The sequence below is a fragment of the Blautia difficilis genome (genome assembly GCF_014297245.1).
Taxonomy (GTDB): Bacteria; Bacillota; Clostridia; order Lachnospirales; family Lachnospiraceae; genus Blautia_A; species Blautia_A difficilis.
In genome coordinates this window covers 20,351-36,870 of record NZ_JACOQG010000006.1, presented here as the reverse complement: position 1 = coordinate 36,870, position 16,520 = coordinate 20,351, and the positions used below count along the sequence as shown (strand labels likewise).

The 16,520-nt window shown below is 40.5% G+C and carries 18 protein-coding genes and 1 pseudogene; 16 read left to right on the top strand and 3 right to left on the bottom strand.

All coding sequences use genetic code 11. The features are described from left to right. The first annotated feature begins 24 nt into the window (after positions 1–24). The 8 genes and pseudogenes from H8Z82_RS05495 to H8Z82_RS05460 all read left to right on the top strand — a co-directional run bounded on the left by H8Z82_RS05495 (position 25) and on the right by H8Z82_RS05460 (position 6,078). Positions 25–819: a creatininase family protein gene (locus H8Z82_RS05495; RefSeq protein WP_186994512.1), complete on the top strand. Its 795-nt coding sequence runs from the start codon at positions 25–27 to the stop codon at positions 817–819. Between the two features lie 16 nt (positions 820–835). After that, positions 836–1,912, top strand: coding sequence for a M42 family metallopeptidase (locus tag H8Z82_RS05490; RefSeq protein ID WP_186994511.1), 1,077 nt, complete (start codon positions 836–838; stop codon positions 1,910–1,912). 150 nt (positions 1,913–2,062) lie between these two features. Then, entirely contained in the window at positions 2,063–2,698 is a 636-nt protein-coding gene (locus H8Z82_RS05485) for a hypothetical protein (protein WP_186994510.1), read from the top strand. Between the two features lie 104 nt (positions 2,699–2,802). Then, positions 2,803–3,240 carry a DUF4869 domain-containing protein gene (locus H8Z82_RS05480; protein ID WP_118248118.1) on the top strand — a complete coding sequence of 146 codons (438 nt, stop codon included), beginning with the start codon at positions 2,803–2,805 and terminating at the stop codon, positions 3,238–3,240. A gap of 11 nt (positions 3,241–3,251) precedes the next feature. Further along, positions 3,252–4,121: a translation initiation factor 2 gene (locus H8Z82_RS05475; RefSeq protein WP_243176399.1), complete on the top strand. Its 870-nt coding sequence runs from the start codon at positions 3,252–3,254 to the stop codon at positions 4,119–4,121. 11 nt (positions 4,122–4,132) lie between these two features. Beyond that, positions 4,133–4,339 (top strand): annotated as a pseudogene (locus H8Z82_RS05470) (hypothetical protein); the annotation flags it as partial. 29 nt (positions 4,340–4,368) lie between these two features. After that, the gene (locus H8Z82_RS05465; protein WP_186994509.1) at positions 4,369–5,391 is read left to right on the top strand and encodes a transglutaminase domain-containing protein; all 1,023 of its coding nucleotides are present in this window, start codon (positions 4,369–4,371) and stop codon (positions 5,389–5,391) included. Positions 5,392–5,475: 84 nt separating this feature from the next. Next, entirely contained in the window at positions 5,476–6,078 is a 603-nt protein-coding gene (locus H8Z82_RS05460; RefSeq protein WP_186994579.1) for a methylated-DNA--[protein]-cysteine S-methyltransferase, read from the top strand. Between the two features lie 111 nt (positions 6,079–6,189). Here H8Z82_RS05460 and H8Z82_RS05455 read toward each other — a convergent pair whose 3' ends face one another. Next, positions 6,190–6,678: an ureidoglycolate lyase gene (locus H8Z82_RS05455; protein WP_186994508.1), complete on the bottom strand. Its 489-nt coding sequence runs from the start codon at positions 6,676–6,678 to the stop codon at positions 6,190–6,192. Positions 6,679–6,899: 221 nt separating this feature from the next. Here H8Z82_RS05455 and H8Z82_RS05450 point away from each other — a divergent pair, with 221 nt between their 5' ends. The 7 genes from H8Z82_RS05450 (at position 6,900) to H8Z82_RS05420 (ending at position 12,851) form a co-directional block, all read left to right on the top strand. Beyond that, the gene (locus tag H8Z82_RS05450; RefSeq protein WP_173744204.1) at positions 6,900–8,246 is read left to right on the top strand and encodes an MATE family efflux transporter; all 1,347 of its coding nucleotides are present in this window, start codon (positions 6,900–6,902) and stop codon (positions 8,244–8,246) included. Positions 8,247–8,275: 29 nt separating this feature from the next. Beyond that, positions 8,276–8,863 carry an HD domain-containing protein gene (locus tag H8Z82_RS05445; protein WP_186994507.1) on the top strand — a complete coding sequence of 196 codons (588 nt, stop codon included), beginning with the start codon at positions 8,276–8,278 and terminating at the stop codon, positions 8,861–8,863. Between the two features lie 185 nt (positions 8,864–9,048). Beyond that, positions 9,049–10,374 (top strand): hypothetical protein, encoded by a 1,326-nt coding sequence (locus H8Z82_RS05440; RefSeq protein WP_207724626.1) that lies wholly within the window; start codon positions 9,049–9,051, stop codon positions 10,372–10,374. A gap of 149 nt (positions 10,375–10,523) precedes the next feature. Beyond that, entirely contained in the window at positions 10,524–10,823 is a 300-nt protein-coding gene (locus tag H8Z82_RS05435) for a BMC domain-containing protein (RefSeq protein ID WP_019162238.1), read from the top strand. 23 nt (positions 10,824–10,846) lie between these two features. Then, the gene (locus H8Z82_RS05430) at positions 10,847–11,134 is read left to right on the top strand and encodes a BMC domain-containing protein (protein WP_019162237.1); all 288 of its coding nucleotides are present in this window, start codon (positions 10,847–10,849) and stop codon (positions 11,132–11,134) included. 366 nt (positions 11,135–11,500) lie between these two features. After that, entirely contained in the window at positions 11,501–12,250 is a 750-nt protein-coding gene (locus H8Z82_RS05425) for an inositol monophosphatase family protein (RefSeq protein ID WP_186994505.1), read from the top strand. 97 nt (positions 12,251–12,347) lie between these two features. Beyond that, the gene (locus tag H8Z82_RS05420; protein ID WP_019162234.1) at positions 12,348–12,851 is read left to right on the top strand and encodes a gamma carbonic anhydrase family protein; all 504 of its coding nucleotides are present in this window, start codon (positions 12,348–12,350) and stop codon (positions 12,849–12,851) included. A 90-nt stretch (positions 12,852–12,941) separates the two neighbouring features. Here the strand turns inward: H8Z82_RS05420 and H8Z82_RS05415 are convergent, their stop codons facing one another. Further along, positions 12,942–14,327, bottom strand: coding sequence for an MATE family efflux transporter (locus H8Z82_RS05415; RefSeq protein WP_186994504.1), 1,386 nt, complete (start codon positions 14,325–14,327; stop codon positions 12,942–12,944). 143 nt (positions 14,328–14,470) lie between these two features. Then, positions 14,471–15,037: a class I SAM-dependent methyltransferase gene (locus H8Z82_RS05410; protein ID WP_019162232.1), complete on the bottom strand. Its 567-nt coding sequence runs from the start codon at positions 15,035–15,037 to the stop codon at positions 14,471–14,473. A 260-nt stretch (positions 15,038–15,297) separates the two neighbouring features. On the opposite strand from H8Z82_RS05410, the gene H8Z82_RS05405 reads away from it, so the two are divergent. After that, entirely contained in the window at positions 15,298–16,332 is a 1,035-nt protein-coding gene (locus H8Z82_RS05405; RefSeq protein WP_186994503.1) for an alcohol dehydrogenase, read from the top strand. Positions 16,333–16,520: the final 188 nt, after the last annotated feature.

Below are 16,520 nucleotides of genomic sequence, written 5' to 3'. Positions count from 1 at the left end.
GCAAAGACAAAGGAGAACAAAGACATGAGATTAGCGAATATTACATGGCCAAAAGCACAGAAATATTTTGAAGAAAACGATATGGTGATCGTATCCATCGGAAGTATTGAATGCCACGGAAGACATATGCCGCTGGGAACCGATACCCTGATTCCGGATCGTCTTCTTGAATTAATTGAAGAGAAAAGTGACGTTCTGATTGCTCCGACAATTCCATACGGCGCCTGCGAGTGCCTGGAGCCATATCCGGGAACCATTAACCTGGGAACCGAGCTGTTATATAACCTGCTGTACAAGGTTGTTGAGAATCTTTACAACCATGGCGCACGTAAAATCCTGGTATTAAACGGCCACGGCGGAAACATTAAGACCATCGAGCGTGTGGGCCTGGATTTTGAGAAAAAGGGAGCATTGGTGGTTATGCTGAACTGGTGGCTGATGACCTGGGATATGAAACCGGAATGGAAGGGCGGCCATGGCGGCGCAGAAGAGACAGCCGGCATCATGGGCGTGAATCCTGACCTGATCGATTACAGCGAGCTCACAGAGGAGCCTCTGAAATTAAAGGACTTAAATGAAAATCTGGTGGCTACGGGCTTCCGTACCGTGAAATTCAAAGGTGTTGAAGTGGAAGTGCTTCGCAGCACACCAAACGTAACCGACAATGGCTGGATCGGACCGGACCATCCGAAGAAAGCAACCGTTGAATGGGGACAGGAAATGCTGCAGACCTGTGCGGATTATATTGTGGATTTTGCAGAAGAATTCAAGAAAGTGGATTTAGAAAAGGTAATTCATAATAACGTATTAAGAAAATAAGAGAGGCTCGATGAAAATGGATAAGAGACAGAATCTGGAATTGATTGCGGATATTTCCAATGCCAACGGCGCACCGGGATTTGAGGATGATGTGGTGGCGCAGATCCGCAGGCATGCAGAAGGACTGGGAGAACTCAGAGAAGACAGTCTTCGCAATTTTTATATTTACCGCAAAGAAAACAAAGGAAACCGTCCGGTGGTACAGCTGGACGGACACAGTGATGAGGTTGCTTTCATGGTACAGGCAATCCGTCCTGACGGAAACCTCCGCATTATCCCCCTGGGCGGCTGGGTGACCAGCAATGTACCTGCCCATAAGGTATGGGTAAGAAATGCGCTGGGCGAGTACATTCCCGGCATCGTTGCCAGCAAGCCTCCTCACTATATGACGGAGGCAGAGCGCAAGGCTCCGCTGGTATTCGAAAACATTACGGTAGATGTGGGCGCAGTGTCTAAGGAAGAAGCGGAAAATGAGTTCCATATCCGTATCGGCGAGCCGGTTGTGCCGGATGTAACCTTTACCTACGATGAAAAGCATGATTTGATGGTGGGAAAAAGCTTCGACTGCCGTCTCGGCTGTGCCTCCATTGTCAGCACTCTGCGTGAGCTGCAGGGAGAAGAGCTGGCTGTGGATGTGGTCGGTGCATGCTGTTCTCAGGAAGAGGTCGGCACCCGCGGTTCTCAAGTAACCTGTCGTACCGTGCATCCGGACATCGCCATTGTGTTTGAGGGTTGTCCTGCAGACGATACCTGTGTGGAAGCCTACATGGTTCAGACGGCCATCAAAAAAGGACCGATGCTTCGCCACGTGGATGCCCGCATGATCACCAATCCGCGGTATCAGCGCTATGCACTGGCGCTTGCCGGGGAACTTGGCATTCCGGTACAGGATGCGGTTCGCTCTGGCGGAAGCACCAACGGCGCCAACATTCACCTGTCAGGCCAGGGCGTTCCCACCATCGTTATCGGTGTTCCGGTTCGTTATGCACACACCCACTACGGAATCTCTGCCTACGCAGATTACGAAAACGGTGTGAAGCTGGCTGTGGAAATTATTAAGAGATTAAATGCCGATGTGATTGGAAGCTTCTAAGTGAAGTAATCAGATTGTGTAAGAGGAAAAGCTCTGCTGCTTTGGAATATCCGGGGCGGCAGTGCTTTTTTTACTGCTTATGGGATTCGGGAACCGATGGTGTGAAAAAGCAGCAAAGCATTGTAAGGATTTGTTAGATAGTTTTTTATTATGAGGTATCAAGAAAGTAAGTCATTGCCTGAAAGCTATATAAAACCTTCGGAATGTTGCTTTACGCTAAAATGGTTTCATGCTATCATTATTTTAGTTAAAAATTTTGATGGCATGAAGCTATTTTTGATTGGAGGCATGGAAGATTTGAACTTTAACTATTGTTATAAAATTACTTATGAATCAGGGGAAACTTATGACAGACGAAGAAATGAGCTGTCAGTAGAAATTTCAAAAGAAGACTATAAGAAAATTATAACAGGAGTATTACAGGAAAGACCGATTGATCAGATTGAAGGGATTTCGGATGTAATTGATAAGATGACGGAAAATGTTGAATTTGCGGATCGTTTTATGAATAAAAATGGTTCATTAAGAAAAACACCATTAAAGAAAAAAAGAGCTATTTCAAAACTTGAATTTTTTATTCCGGAATATGAGTATCGGCGATTAAAAAAGATGAAGGATCCAATAGAGACATTGGAACGCCCAGTGGAACATATGACTGTTTATCGGAATGATGATTCCAGTGTGACTTTGACAGCGGAGAATGGACGTGTGAGTATTGTTGACTCCAGGGAGAAGAATGTAAGGCATATTATTGAGGCAGATCATTTTATTTCGAAAATTTTGTAATGATTTATTACAAATATCATTGATAGTGTCCGTATGCATGCCAACAGATATTTAAAGATATTTGATGCGTTGGTACAGTATTTGCGTGGAGGAAGGTAGACGATATGTTAAAGATTTTCTTTGGTGATATGTCAGATGCTGTGTATAATACAGCTTCTTATTTTAAATATGATTATGAAGATGAATGGATTATAGATCCATTTGTAAAGGAAATGATTCAGGATGTAGATAAATCAACTGTACTGGATAGCGGTGTAATAGACAGCCCGGTGTTGGGAAAAATACCACCAACTGGGTTATCAGGCGGTGTAAAAACATTGATTCTAGTTAAATTTGATAAAGATAAAATTTTTAATGCGTCAACTTGTGGCGATAATTGTGCAAAGTGGCTGCTGAAAATTGCAGAATCAGAGGATAGAACAATTAATCTTTTGCATTTAATGGATTTTGGACCAGAATCCTTTAGTATTCATATTTTGAATACAGATCAAATTGTTCATTCTATGGAAGAACTTGTGTCGATAGCAGGAGAATTTGTTTAGGAGAGAGTGCGATGAAGGGAAAGCATAGAGTTGTTGTTTCAACTAAACGTTTAAAATATGATTTTGAATTGAGACGTAATTTGACAATTATTCGTGGCGACAGCGCGACAGGAAAAACCACTCTTATTGATATGATTCAGGATTATGTAAATAATCCATCAGGTACTCCGGTAGAATTGATTTGTGACAAGAAATGTTTTGTATTGGAAGGTGCTCTGTGGAAAGAGCAGTTGAGTGGAATATCTGACAGCATTATTTTTATTGATGAGGGAAATGAATTTATAAAAACAGAAGAATTTGCTGGCAAGATTCAGAAAACGGATAATTACTATGTGATTGCATCCAGAGAGTCATTGCCTTCTTTGCCATATAGTGTGGAAGAAATTTATGGAATAAAAACTTCTGGAAAATATGGAACTTTAAAGCAAAGTTACCATGAATTTTATAGAATATATGGCGCAGATACTTATAAGGGCAGTGTAAATCCTGAAATTGTTATTACTGAGGACAGTAATTCAGGATATCAGTTTTTTGAACACGTTTGCAAAGATAATGGATTAAAATGTGAAACATTAAATGGAAAATCTAACGTATTTCATTATTTAAATGTACATAAGAATGAAAAAATGCTTGTAATAGCAGATGGCGCGGCATTTGGTTCGGAAATCGATAAAGTATTGCGGCTGATAGAAAAAAGAGAAAACATTGCTTTATATTTGCCAGAGTCTTTTGAATGGTTGATTTTATCGGCTGGAATACTTAAAAATAGTTTTGTAGATAAAATTTTGGATGATCCATCTGAGTATGTGGAATGTAAAGAATATTTCAGCTGGGAAAGATTTTTTACAGCAGTTTTGATTGAGAGACCTATCGGGGTCTGACCATCTAATCATGTGCAGAGATCGCATATAAAAATATGAATACAGATTATACCGCAACCAGAATGCTGGGTTATTTGTATCGGTATACAAATCCTAAAATAGAAGATCTGGTAGATGAGATGCTGGCGATTTTAAGTGACAGGGCACAGATAATAGAGAAAAAAGAATCTGAACATGCGCAGGCAGTGATCAGTGAAATGTACCGGAAGGGATTATAAGTGACGAAGAACTTGGAGATAAGATAACAATGGAGCAATATTATTACAACCATATGAATAAGGCGCAACAGGCTGTATATCACAGCATTCTTAGCGGTGTGAAAAACCTGGAGGATGAATTTCAGATTCCGGTATTAGAGGGAGAAGAACTTTATAATGTATTTTTTCAGATGCGTCTGGATCATCCGGAGATATTTTGGGTGAGCAGTTATAAATACCGGTATTATAAAGACTCTCCGAATCTGATTTTTATTCCGGAGTATCTTTTTGATAAAAAGAAGATTTGCGAACATCAAAAGGCTATGACTGCCAGAGTTGAGAAGCTGATTCGCCCGGTTCAGAAGCTGTCTGAGTGGGAGAAAGAGAAGTATGTACATGATTTTATCTGTAAAAATATCCGCTATGACAAACTGAAAAAATCATATTCCCATGAAATTATCGGACCGTTGGGGCAAGGCGTTGGTGTATGTGAGGGAATTGCAAAAGCAGTAAAGGTTCTTTTGGATGCGCTGGGAGTATGGTGCGTGATTGCAATCTGTGGAAATAATCCTGAGAAGGGGATTAAGTATCGCCACACATGGAATATCGTAAAAATAGGAGGTACATATTATCATCTGGATGCGACCTTTGATAATACCCTGGGAAAAGATCGTGAGACTTCTGAAATCCGCTATGATTATTTCAATCTGGATGATTCACAGATTTTCAGGGATCATGAGCCTCTTATTGCGTCGGCGCCTCACTGCGGTGATCATGAACACTTTTATTATAAAGAGAAGAAGCTTTCTTTTACTAAGAAAGAGGATGTGTATAAACGTTCTTTGCAGGCGGCGAAGAAAGGCAGGGTACTTATTTTTCACTGGAGAGGCGGTTATCTGACAAAGGAAGTACTGAAGGAATTGTTGGAGCTTATTCGGAAAGCAGGAGATGAGAAAAACAAAACAGCAATGGTCAGCATAAACTGGCCGCAGGCAGTTATTCGTGTTCAGTATACGGATATGCAGGTACAGGAGAGTGTGACAATAGAGGAAGCGAATGAAGGGGAAAAATAGATGTAATAAACAGCCTCCAAGAGATTATGAAGATGCCAGAAATAATTTCAGGGAATAAGGGTGAAATAAATGAATCAAAATTGCATGATTACACGAGAAGCAGCGTTGGAATTCGGTTTATCATTTCAGAATACATATACGGAAAGACCTTTCCGTGACCAGAACTGGCAGGTGGTAAGAGCGAGGGAAAACAAAAAAATTTTTTTATGGATCTATGAACGAAACGGTTATGTTAATCTGAATGTAAAGGCAAACCCGGAGTGGCGTGATTTTTGGCGAAGTGCCTATGAATCTGTACAGGCTGGTTATCATCAGAATAAGGAACATTGGAATACCATTATTCTAAATGGGACGGTACCGGATAAAGATATTAAAAGAATGATATCCGAAAGCTATGATCTCGTAACATACAGCCCAACAAAGAAGATTTATGAGGCAGTGAAGCAAATTCCGAAAGGATGCGTTGCAACTTATGGTCAGGTTGCCGAAATGGCAGGGAATCCGAGAATGTCGAGAGCGGTAGGGAATGCCCTCCATAAGAATCCGGATCCGGAGCAGATTCCCTGTTATCGGGTAGTGAATTCCAGAGGAGAACTGTCAGGGGCCTTTGCCTTCGGCGGTAAAGATGCACAGAAAAAGCTACTGGAAGCAGATGGAATTGAGGTTGTCAATGGAACAGTGGATTAAAAAAAAAATGGATTAAAAATATTTCGGTAATCCGCACTTATTTCTTCACTGCGTTCCCGGATTCTTATTTATGGAAAACATTGTGTAAGGCCTGATTTTACAGCTGCAAAATCAGATAGTGATCCTAAACCAGTCTTTCTCCTCAAAATCTACTACAGTGCAGTCATTTGCATAGGTGCATTCCGGGAGAATGATCATGGCATGGAGTACTTCATTGTTTAAAGGAAGTGGACATAAATGCCAGATGGCGGCATTGATTTTTACCATAGTTCCCTTTGGAACTATAAATGCTCTGGTAAGTTCCGGAACAGGTGTGCCTGCAGAAGCCGGTGCTACATGTATAATCATGTCATCATCCAGTGCAACAATACCCTCCCAGGTAGTTGTGTGATATTCAGCTGCTTTAATGATGCGTTCATCCTTATGTACTGCAATTGGTGAAAATCCCATGGATCCTATACAGTTACCTGAAATACGGTCTGGATAAAACTTATGTATTTCGCCCTGTAAAGGATAGCCCTCCGGCTTTGTCATGCTGCAAAATGTACCGAAGGGTGCAAAATCAGCAGTGTTGATTTTGGTTGCTTTTAATTCTCTCATTGTATAATACCCCCTTGTATAGTATTTTATAAAAAAATTGAGAGCTTTGTTTGATATATTATGTATTATAGAGTAATTAGTATACAAAATCAATAAAATATGGTGTCTGTTTATGAAAAGAATATCAAAATAATATATAAATCCAATCAGCAAAATGATATAATTGAGATGTGTATAAAATATAGTCCAGTAGAGAGGCAAAATTTATGCAACAGAAAAATATGAAAAAGAATTCAAGAATGACAGAAGGAAGTATCTCCGGAAAAATCATCCTTTTTGCCATTCCGCTATTTCTCGGAAATCTGTTTCAGCAGTTGTATAATACAGCAGATTCCCTGATTGTAGGTAATTTCCTCGGAAGTAATGCGTTGGCAGCAGTTAGTTCTTCCGGAAATCTGATTTTTTTGATGGTGGGGTTTATCAATGGTATTGCCATAGGAGCAGGAGTTGTTATTGCCAAATATTACGGGGCAAAAATAAAGGACTGCCTGCAGAAAGCAATCCACACAACCGTAGCATTTGGACTTGTGGCCGGTGTAGTGCTGACGGTTATGGGAATGTTTCTGGCACCCAGGATCCTGGTATTGATGGGAACACCCGGCGATGTGCTGCCAGAATCAATCATGTATTTTAGAACATATTTTGCAGGATCCATAGGGGTTGTTATGTACAACATTTTTGTTGGAATTCTGCAATCTGTCGGAGATAGTCGTCATCCGCTGTTTTATCTGATCATCTCATCCTGTATCAATGTTGTGTTGGATATCTTTTTTATTGCAGGCCTTGGTATGGGGGTTGGGTCAGCAGCACTGGCTACGGCGATTTCTCAGTTTATCAGCGCCATTCTTTGTATGATCCATTTGATGCGTGTGGAAGAAGAATATCGTTTAGAGTTGAGAATGATCCGTTTTGACAGACATATGCTAAAACAGATCATTCAGAATGGCGTGCCGTCCGGGTTCCAGAATTCAGTGACCGCTATTGCAAATGTTTTTGTACAGTCAAATATCAATGCATTTGGGAAAATGGCAATGGCAGGCTGTGGTTCCTATTCAAAGGTAGAGGGATTTGCTTTTTTACCGGTAACATGTTTTACAATGGCTCTGACAACTTTTGTCAGCCAGAATCTTGGTGCCAGACAGTATGAACGTGCGAAAAAAGGTGCCAGATTTGGAGTCATTTGTTCGGTGACTATTGCAGAATTGATCGGCATTATCATATATGCGGCGGCACCGGTACTGATCGTCGCTTTTAACAGAGATCCCGGTGTAATACACTATGGTGTGATGCAGGCGAGGATTGTTGCGTTGTTTTATTGCCTTCTAGCCTTCTCGCATTGTATTGTGGCAGTGCTCCGCGGATCCGGGCATGCGGCAGTTCCCATGATCGTTATGCTTTGTGACTGGTGTCTGTTTCGTGTGAGCTATATTACGGTAGCAGTTCGCCTTGTCTCAGATATCCGGGTGATACTCTGGGCATATCCCCTGACCTGGAGCATCAGCTCTGTGATTTTTCTGTATCTGTTTTTGCGTGGAAAATGGGTATACGGATTTGAAAAACAGAAATAATAAGCAACGTTAAATGAGGAGAAAGCAATATGGATAGTAGAGCGTTTCTGGATTTTCTTAAAGTAGCGGAGAAATTAAAATGTAACACCAGACATTCTTACACCTCCTCCGGGAGACATGAGAGTGTTGCAGAGCATAGCTGGAGACTTGCTGTAATGGCTTATTTTGTGCGGGATGAATTTCCGGAAGCGGATATTGATAAGGTAATACAGATGTGCATATTCCATGATATGGGGGAGGCAATTACAGGAGATATTCCGGCATTTGATAAAACATCTGCTGATTCAGATCATGAAGCTTATGTGATGGATAAACTATTGGATGCTTTGCCGGAACCATACCGCAGGGATTTGAAAAAGCTATTTGCTGAAATGGAAGCTCTGGAGACATTGGAAGCAAAAATATATAAGGCACTGGACAAACTGGAAGCGCTTATTCAGCATAATGAGGCTGACCTTTCTACCTGGATTCCACTGGAATATGATCTCCAGATGACATACGGAAATAAAGAATGCAGCTTTTCGGAATATATGAAAGAACTGAGGGATACAGTAAGGGAAGATTCAAAAAAGAAAGTCCGGCAGGAAAAAATAAGTAATACAATGGATGGAGAATAATTCAAATGATAGTTAACAGGTGTTCGGAAAATTTACTTACAAAATCAAAAAAATTATATGAGAATTACAGAGATAACTGTACAGTGGTCCAGAGAATGCTGGAAAAATATAAAAAGATATATCCCAATATTTCTGATTATTCTATTATGCATTTTATAGATATTGCAGAATTTTGCGATTTAATCATGGATAGACAGAAACTGGAAGATTTGAATGAAGATGAGTGTTACTGCCTTTTGATGGCGGCTCTGTTTGCTCATACCGGATTTGGTTTAAATCAGAAAATTATGAATAAATATATAAGTAAACTGGGAATTCAAAAGCAGACTCAATCGCTTACATTCCTGCAGATCATGAGTAAATATCATGTTTTGTTCAGTGCGTGTCTGATAGAAGAATATGGAGATATATTTGAATTTCCGTCAGAGATACATAAGCATGCCATAATCAGTATGCTGCGTTTTATTGGAGATAATAGTGATGATATAAATCAACTGGAAGAAATTTTGACATTAGACAATAAAAAAACTGTCAGATTGAAGGGTCTGGCAGCAGTTCTTGTGGTTGGAAATCAGCTTGCAGAATTGAAAAACATAAATCCTGACCTGGATTATGAGGCTTTTGATAAATATAATTCGGAAGAGATTGTTGGATTTGTTGAAAGAAATGTGGTAAGAAGCATCACTGTTAAAGATGGTAAACTTGTGATAGAAGCAGGCGGCTCGGATTCCGCCTATGCATTGATTGAAAGAAAAGTAAATTTAATTACCAATAATTTTGAAAAGATTCTCAGAAGTCTGACTCATGGGTCGGGTGATAAAGCCAGTCTTTTTGGCATTGATTCCATAGAACTCAAATGTGTTCTGTCTGCTGAAAATTCAGAGAAAATCTATCTTAATAAAGAAATTGAAGAATCATGGACAGAAGAAGATATAGAACTTTTTCATAAACTCTCTTTTGAAGAAAGAGTGTTTTATGCGGATTATCTGTCTACAGAGTTTGAAATCACCAAGTTTCTTGTGGACTTTGCAAAGACAAATAACGCAATACTTGCGGGATTAGAGTATAGAGTAAAATCACCGAAATCCTTATATAATAAGCTCTATCAGAGAGTAGAGAAATCTTTTTTCGATTCAATAGCGGATGTTATTCGTTATACAGTGATACTGGAGCCGAAAAATTATGTTGAACAGATACGCTCTGTGACAGATGCTCTGTATGAGAAAAACTGGAAAATCTATTCATTGAAAAATTATTGGGTCAATGACAGCTTTCCATATAATGGTGTAAATGCCAAGTTTAAAAATTCACGTAACTATCGTATTGAAATCCAGTTCCATACTCAGGAAAGCTTTAATGTGAAGATGAGTGAAGAAGATCACAAATTGTATGAGCAAAGAAGGGTTTTGGAACCTGGCTGCGAGGAGTATAACAGAATATTACAGTTACAGCTGAAATTGTATTCAGACATGGAATATCCTGAAAACATTGCGGATTTAGAAAAAATTTAATGAGTCAATTTTGTGGGATTGTGTTGTGTTTTGTGAATTCTTGTGAGATTTCGGTGGAAAAAAGCTTGTAATTATAATGAAAACAAGGTATACTGGTATAAAAGAAAACAATCGGGAAAACCATGTTCCCGTCTTGTAAGGAGGATAAAATGGCAAAAAACTATGATGGTATGGCGGTTGGGGTGTTTGAACTGGATAACCTGGTAGCTTGCTTTGTCGCTCTTGATGCAGCATCTAAGGCTGCAAACGTAACAATTCAGAGTGTGGAACGAAACCGACTGAAAAGTGGGGCATGTGTCAAAATGCGTGGTAGTGTTTCCGATGTAAATGCTGCAATGGAAGTAGCTTTGGAGACAGCTAAACCACTGGGTAAGATTGTTTCCCACACTGTGATCGCAGCACCTACGGCAGATACTGAAGTGGCAATTAAGATGACCATTAACAAATAGAACATGTCAGGAGGATGTAGAAGATGTCATATGGAGCATTAGGATTAGTGGAGGTTCTGGGAAGCTGTAATGCAGTAGTTGTCCTTGACCAGATGCTGAAAACATCAGAAGTGGAATTCCGTACCTGGCATACCAAGTGCGGGGGCCATGCAACCGTATTCTTAAGCGGTGACGTAGCCGCAGTAAAAGCTGCAATAGATGCTGTAAAGGGAAATCCGCCCTGCGAAATTGTAGCAGCAGCTGTAATCTCAGCTCCGTCAGAAGAAACATCAAGGTTGGTGGAAGAAGAGGAAGCGAAACATCACAAATAACCATGAAAAGGACTTTCTGCAGATCAGTGAATAAAGTGCAGAGAGTCCTTTTGTATATATATCAAAATCCAGTAACATTGTTATTCGGTGTAGAGCTACGTAGCGAAGCGGATTGCGAATATCCGCTTGACCTGTAAGGAGTTTGAACTTTACGCTAAGATAGTTTCATGTTATCATTAGCGTAGCTAAAAAACATTTTACATTATCAGTATCTGAGTGAGATTGTGGAAGAAATGGGAGAGGAAGAAGAATTGCTTTCAGAAAGAAATCTGAATGATATAGTTTCCTTGCAAAAGCATACGGATCTTGAAAGAGTAAATGGTTTGTAAATATCAATAATAATTTGTGATGGGGAGTGATGGATCAATGAAAGATACACATACAATATTAAACGAAATCATTGTCGCTGCAAAAGAGTGTGGACAGGTTATGCTTCAGGCAGACAGAAATAATTTTGGGATTAAAGATAAAGCAGGAAAAGCAAATTTTGTTACAGCATATGACTGCAAAATCCAGGAAATGCTGCAAATCAAATTGGCGCAGATTCTTCCGGAAGCAGAATTTCTGGGTGAGGAAGAGGACTGTAGGATTAACAGGGAAGCAGAATATATTTTTGTAGTGGATCCGATCGATGGGACTACTAATTTTATCAAGGACTATCACATGAGCTGTGTATCCATTGGCCTGATTCGAAATGGGAAAAGGTATCTGGGCGTGGTACACAATCCTTATCTTGATGAAACCTTCAGTGCGATTTCCGGTGAAGGGGCATATATGAATGGAAATGCCATTCATGTATCATCAGATGATCTGGAAAACGGTGTTGTTTTGTTTGGGTCTTCTCCATATAATACGGAACTTGCGAAAGCTTCTTTTGAACTGGCTTATGAGTATTTCCAGAAATGTCTTGATATCAGAAGGAGCGGTTCAGCAGCTCTTGATCTGTGTTCTATAGCATCAGGAAGAGCGGAACTTTACTTTGAACTGATATTGTCCCCATGGGACTTTGCTGCCGGTGCGCTTATTGTTGAAGAAGCTGGTGGAATTGTAACAACTGTTGAAGGAGATACACTTTTATGTCTGGAGAAAAGCTCGGTTCTGGCGCGGAATAAGTGACAGTGGTAAATTACAGAAATCCGAGAAGAGAGAGTGTGTATTTTCTGACAGGAAAAAAGATCTGATTGACTAATATAGAAAGGTGAGTTTTCAGAAGATGAATTATAAGAATGTAAAGATATCAGAGGATGCCAGAATTGCAAAACAGTCAGTGGTAATCGGAGATGTGACGATTGGGCGTGATAGCTGCGTCCTGCATTATGCGGTGATACGTGGGGATGATGCCCCTGTTGTGATTGGTGAGGAGTCAAATATCCAGGAAAATTGTACAATCCATGTAAATCATAATATGCCAGTGCATATCGGAAATAATGTGACAGTAGGACATAATGCAGTGCTTCACGGATGTGTGATCGGAGATCGGACACTGATCGGAATGGGAGCTGTTGTCCTTGATGGTGCCAGGATTGGCAGAGACTGTATCATAGGAGCAGGAAGCCTTGTGACAAAAAATACAGTAATACCGGATGGTTCGCTGGTAATGGGCAGTCCTGCGAAGATTAAACGAAATCTTACCTGGGAAGAGAAACTGAGTATTATTGAGAATAGTAAGGAATATATCACAGTGTCTGCTGAAATGCAGAGACAGGGAGTGTTATAGAGTTGGAAAGCTTCCAATCATAAAAGCTTTGAAGGATAATTAAAAAGACAGAAGGTATCAGATCGGATTACCCTCTGTCTTTTTTTGAACTTATTCTTCCGGGATTTTCTGGATAACAGTTCTGTTTATGCTTATCAGGAAGAGCACAGATATGATCAGTGAAATGACTTCTGCAATGGGGAATGACCACCAGACTGCGTGAAGTCCACCGATGGACGCCAGAATATATGCGGCGGGAACCAGGACAAAAAGCTGTCTCATAATAGATACGATCATACTGAAAACAGCCTTTCCCAATGCCTGGAATACAGTTCCTGCAATGATGCAGAACCACGCGATCAGATAATGGATACCAATGATTCGAAGTGCAGGAATACCGATGGCAAGCATATCATCGGAGGCATTGAACATTCCCAGGAGAGCCTCTGGTATGAGCTCATACGCCAGAAAGCCAACAAAGGTAAAGCAGAAGGCAATGAACATGCTGACCTTGATCGTCTGGATCATACGTTTTTTGTGCCGGGCACCGTAATTATAGGCGATGATTGGTGTAATACCGTTATTAAGACCAAACACAGGCATAAAGAAGATGCTCTGCAGCTTAAAATAAACACCAAATACTGCAGTTGCAGTAACCGTAAACTGTACCAGGATCAGATTCATAGAATAAGTCATGATGGAGCTGATGGACTGCATAATGATGGAAGGAATACCTACTGCGTAAATATGACCGATAATTGTTTTATCCGGGCGGAAGCCTCTGAAATTAAGACGAACCTCAGGATTAAACTTATGGTTGCAGATCCCGGCAACAATGCAGGCTACAAATTGCCCGATCACTGTGGCAACAGCAGCTCCTGTAACTCCCATTCTCGGTGCACCCAGAAGACCAAAGATCAGGATAGGGTCCAGGATAATGTTGGTGAATGCACCACATAATTGAGAAATCATGCTGAAAATAGTTTTTCCGGTAGAAGCGAGAACACGTTCGTAGAAAAACTGGCCAAACATACCAAGGGAAAAAATCATAACTATGCTTAGATATTGAATTCCATATTGCATGATTTCCGAATCTGCCTGGCTGACCTGGCTGGCGTAAAATGGTTTTACTACCAGAAATCCCAAGACCAGGAATACCAGAAAACTCAGAAAATACAGAAAAGCAGCATTTTCAGCGGTCTGGTTGGCTTTTTTAAAATTCTTTTCTCCTAGGGATTTAGAAAGCAGTGCGTTCATACCTACACCGGTACCGGCACCTACAGCAATCAGAAGTGTCTGCAGGGGAAACGCCATGGAAACGGCCGTCAGGGCATTTTCGGAAAGCATAGAAACGAATACGCTGTCTACAATATTGTATAATGCCTGTACCAGCATGGAAATCATCATGGGTAGAGACATGTTCAGTACAAGTCTGCCTACAGGCATTGTACCCATTTTATTTTCTGCTATAGGAGCAGAGGTGTTTTGTTGATTCATAGTTCCTCCATTTTGTGAATTATAGCAATCCTTGTAAATAATACATCTTAAGCATTATCTACGAGGATTGCTATGGAATGAAAAAAAATATAACATGAATAGCAGAGGGTTTCAAGAGTTATGTAAAAACATCAGGAAAGTTCTCAGGATAACTTTATGACCAGCACAGGAATAGGAGGATGATTGGGGCGGTTAAAATATTCGCTTTTTATAACCAGATATTTATGAGAATCCAGTTGCTTAAGCCATGCCAGAATCTGATCCCTCTCCTCAAAACCGGAATCACCACCGCTGTAGATGCAGAGAGATATCATACCTCCTTTTTTCAGAAGGATTAAAGCCTGTGACAGTGCCTGTACGCTGGTTTCTCCTCTGGTGGCCAGCGCATGGTTTCCTCCCGGCAGATAACCAAAGTTAAAAACAATACAGTTTACACTGCCAGGTTCTGCATATTGAGCCATATTTGCGTGAGATTCCAGGAGAAGGGTGTAATTGTCTGGTGCATTGGCGGTATCCAGACGTTCTCTGGTTGCGTTCAATGCCTGCTCCTGAATGTCAAAAGCAAACACTTTACCGGTACTGCCACAGAGTCTGGAGAGGAGGAGGGTATCATTGCCATTTCCCATGGTTGCATCAATGCAAAGATCGCCTTCCTGTACCTGGTTTCGGATAAAACCGGAACACCACGCAGTGATTTGATAATTATTCATATAATTCCTCCGAAAATCAGAAATATTTGTCAGTTGATACGTTGTGATGTTTTCTATTTTGCCAGAATCTGTGGAAAAGTCAAGGAATTATAGGAGATAGTAATAAATAAAAAGTTTGCGGACTTATTTTGGATAACGTGTTATACTATATTGAAATTAACTGTGATCCGTGGATTATTGCGGATTGTTTATGGTAAGTAACCTGATGATTGATGTGCAAAAACAAAAAATGATTTTTCGGATAATGGAGGGATAGAAGAATGCAGACTTATACTTATGTTTCAAAAGGAAAATTTGAATTAATGGAAAAACCAAAACCGGTACTTATGGACGAGAGGGATGCTATTGTAAAAGTAACGCTTGCCAGTATTTGCTCAAGTGACTTACACATTAAACATGGAAGTGTTCCCCGTGCAGTTCCTGGTATAACTGTGGGACATGAGATGGTAGGTATTGTTGAATCAGTTGGAAGTGCTGCAACTCATGTAAAACCGGGGGATCGTGTGACTGTAAATGTAGAAACCTTTTGCGGTGAATGTTTTTTCTGCAAAAAAGGTTATGTAAATAACTGTACAGATGAGAATGGCGGATGGGCTCTTGGCTGTCGTATAGATGGTGGTCAGGCAGAATATGTAAGAGTTCCGTTTGCTGACCAGGGACTGAACAAAATTCCGGAAGGAGTTACTGACAGACAGGCTTTGCTGGTAGGAGATGTTCTTGCCACTGGCTATTGGGCTGCACGTATTTCTGAGATCACAGAGGAGGATACTGTGCTGATCATTGGAGCTGGTCCTACAGGGATTTGCACTTTGCTAAGTGTTATGCTGAAGAATCCAAAGTGTATTATTATGTGTGAAAAAGATGAAAACAGAATTCATTTTATTAATGAACATTATCCGGAGGTTCTTACTGTCTCGCCGGAGGAATGTTTTGATTTTGTCCAGGACCATAGTGATCACGGTGGAGCTGATGTAGTTCTTGAGGTTGCGGGAGCGGAATCTACATTTCGTCTGGCATGGGAATGTGCAAGACCAAATGCAACTGTGACAGTGGTTGCACTTTATGATAAGGCTCAGGTGCTGCCACTTCCGGATATGTATGGAAAAAATCTCACATTCAGAACAGGTGGAGTGGATGGATGTGATTGTGAGGAAACCCTGAAACTGATTGCAGAAGGTAAGATTAATACAGAACCACTTATTACACATACTTATCCGCTTAGCAGAATCGAAGAAGCATATGAACTTTTTGAAAATAAGAGAGATGGTGTGATCAAAGTAGCGGTAGAGTGTTAGAGCGTGTTTCGAAAACGATGTACTAGCAGGATTGCTGTAGATGAAATGAGAGAAATGAGCAGGTCTGTGAAAAAAATATCTGGAGCAGTTTCTTTTTTGATGTATCGGCTGAAAATAGTGCTGTGGCAGATACCTGCCTGAGCCAAATCTCATTTTTTAATGTATAAAAATACAGAAAAATGACAAAA

What these genes read in the sequence shown, in the direction of transcription:
- H8Z82_RS05495 (WP_186994512.1), top strand. Translation starts at nt 25, where the DNA reads ATGAGATTAGCGAATATTACATGGCCAAAAGCACAGAAATATTTTGAA.
- H8Z82_RS05490 (WP_186994511.1), top strand. Translation starts at nt 836, where the DNA reads ATGGATAAGAGACAGAATCTGGAATTGATTGCGGATATTTCCAATGCC.
- H8Z82_RS05485 (WP_186994510.1), top strand. Translation starts at nt 2,063, where the DNA reads ATGAGGTATCAAGAAAGTAAGTCATTGCCTGAAAGCTATATAAAACCT.
- H8Z82_RS05480 (WP_118248118.1), top strand. Translation starts at nt 2,803, where the DNA reads ATGTTAAAGATTTTCTTTGGTGATATGTCAGATGCTGTGTATAATACA.
- H8Z82_RS05475 (WP_243176399.1), top strand. Translation starts at nt 3,252, where the DNA reads ATGAAGGGAAAGCATAGAGTTGTTGTTTCAACTAAACGTTTAAAATAT.
- H8Z82_RS05465 (WP_186994509.1), top strand. Translation starts at nt 4,369, where the DNA reads ATGGAGCAATATTATTACAACCATATGAATAAGGCGCAACAGGCTGTA.
- H8Z82_RS05460 (WP_186994579.1), top strand. Translation starts at nt 5,476, where the DNA reads ATGATTACACGAGAAGCAGCGTTGGAATTCGGTTTATCATTTCAGAAT.
- H8Z82_RS05455 (WP_186994508.1), bottom strand. Translation starts at nt 6,678, where the DNA reads ATGAGAGAATTAAAAGCAACCAAAATCAACACTGCTGATTTTGCACCC.
- H8Z82_RS05450 (WP_173744204.1), top strand. Translation starts at nt 6,900, where the DNA reads ATGAAAAAGAATTCAAGAATGACAGAAGGAAGTATCTCCGGAAAAATC.
- H8Z82_RS05445 (WP_186994507.1), top strand. Translation starts at nt 8,276, where the DNA reads ATGGATAGTAGAGCGTTTCTGGATTTTCTTAAAGTAGCGGAGAAATTA.
- H8Z82_RS05440 (WP_207724626.1), top strand. Translation starts at nt 9,049, where the DNA reads ATGGATAGACAGAAACTGGAAGATTTGAATGAAGATGAGTGTTACTGC.
- H8Z82_RS05435 (WP_019162238.1), top strand. Translation starts at nt 10,524, where the DNA reads ATGGCAAAAAACTATGATGGTATGGCGGTTGGGGTGTTTGAACTGGAT.
- H8Z82_RS05430 (WP_019162237.1), top strand. Translation starts at nt 10,847, where the DNA reads ATGTCATATGGAGCATTAGGATTAGTGGAGGTTCTGGGAAGCTGTAAT.
- H8Z82_RS05425 (WP_186994505.1), top strand. Translation starts at nt 11,501, where the DNA reads ATGAAAGATACACATACAATATTAAACGAAATCATTGTCGCTGCAAAA.
- H8Z82_RS05420 (WP_019162234.1), top strand. Translation starts at nt 12,348, where the DNA reads ATGAATTATAAGAATGTAAAGATATCAGAGGATGCCAGAATTGCAAAA.
- H8Z82_RS05415 (WP_186994504.1), bottom strand. Translation starts at nt 14,327, where the DNA reads ATGAATCAACAAAACACCTCTGCTCCTATAGCAGAAAATAAAATGGGT.
- H8Z82_RS05410 (WP_019162232.1), bottom strand. Translation starts at nt 15,037, where the DNA reads ATGAATAATTATCAAATCACTGCGTGGTGTTCCGGTTTTATCCGAAAC.
- H8Z82_RS05405 (WP_186994503.1), top strand. Translation starts at nt 15,298, where the DNA reads ATGCAGACTTATACTTATGTTTCAAAAGGAAAATTTGAATTAATGGAA.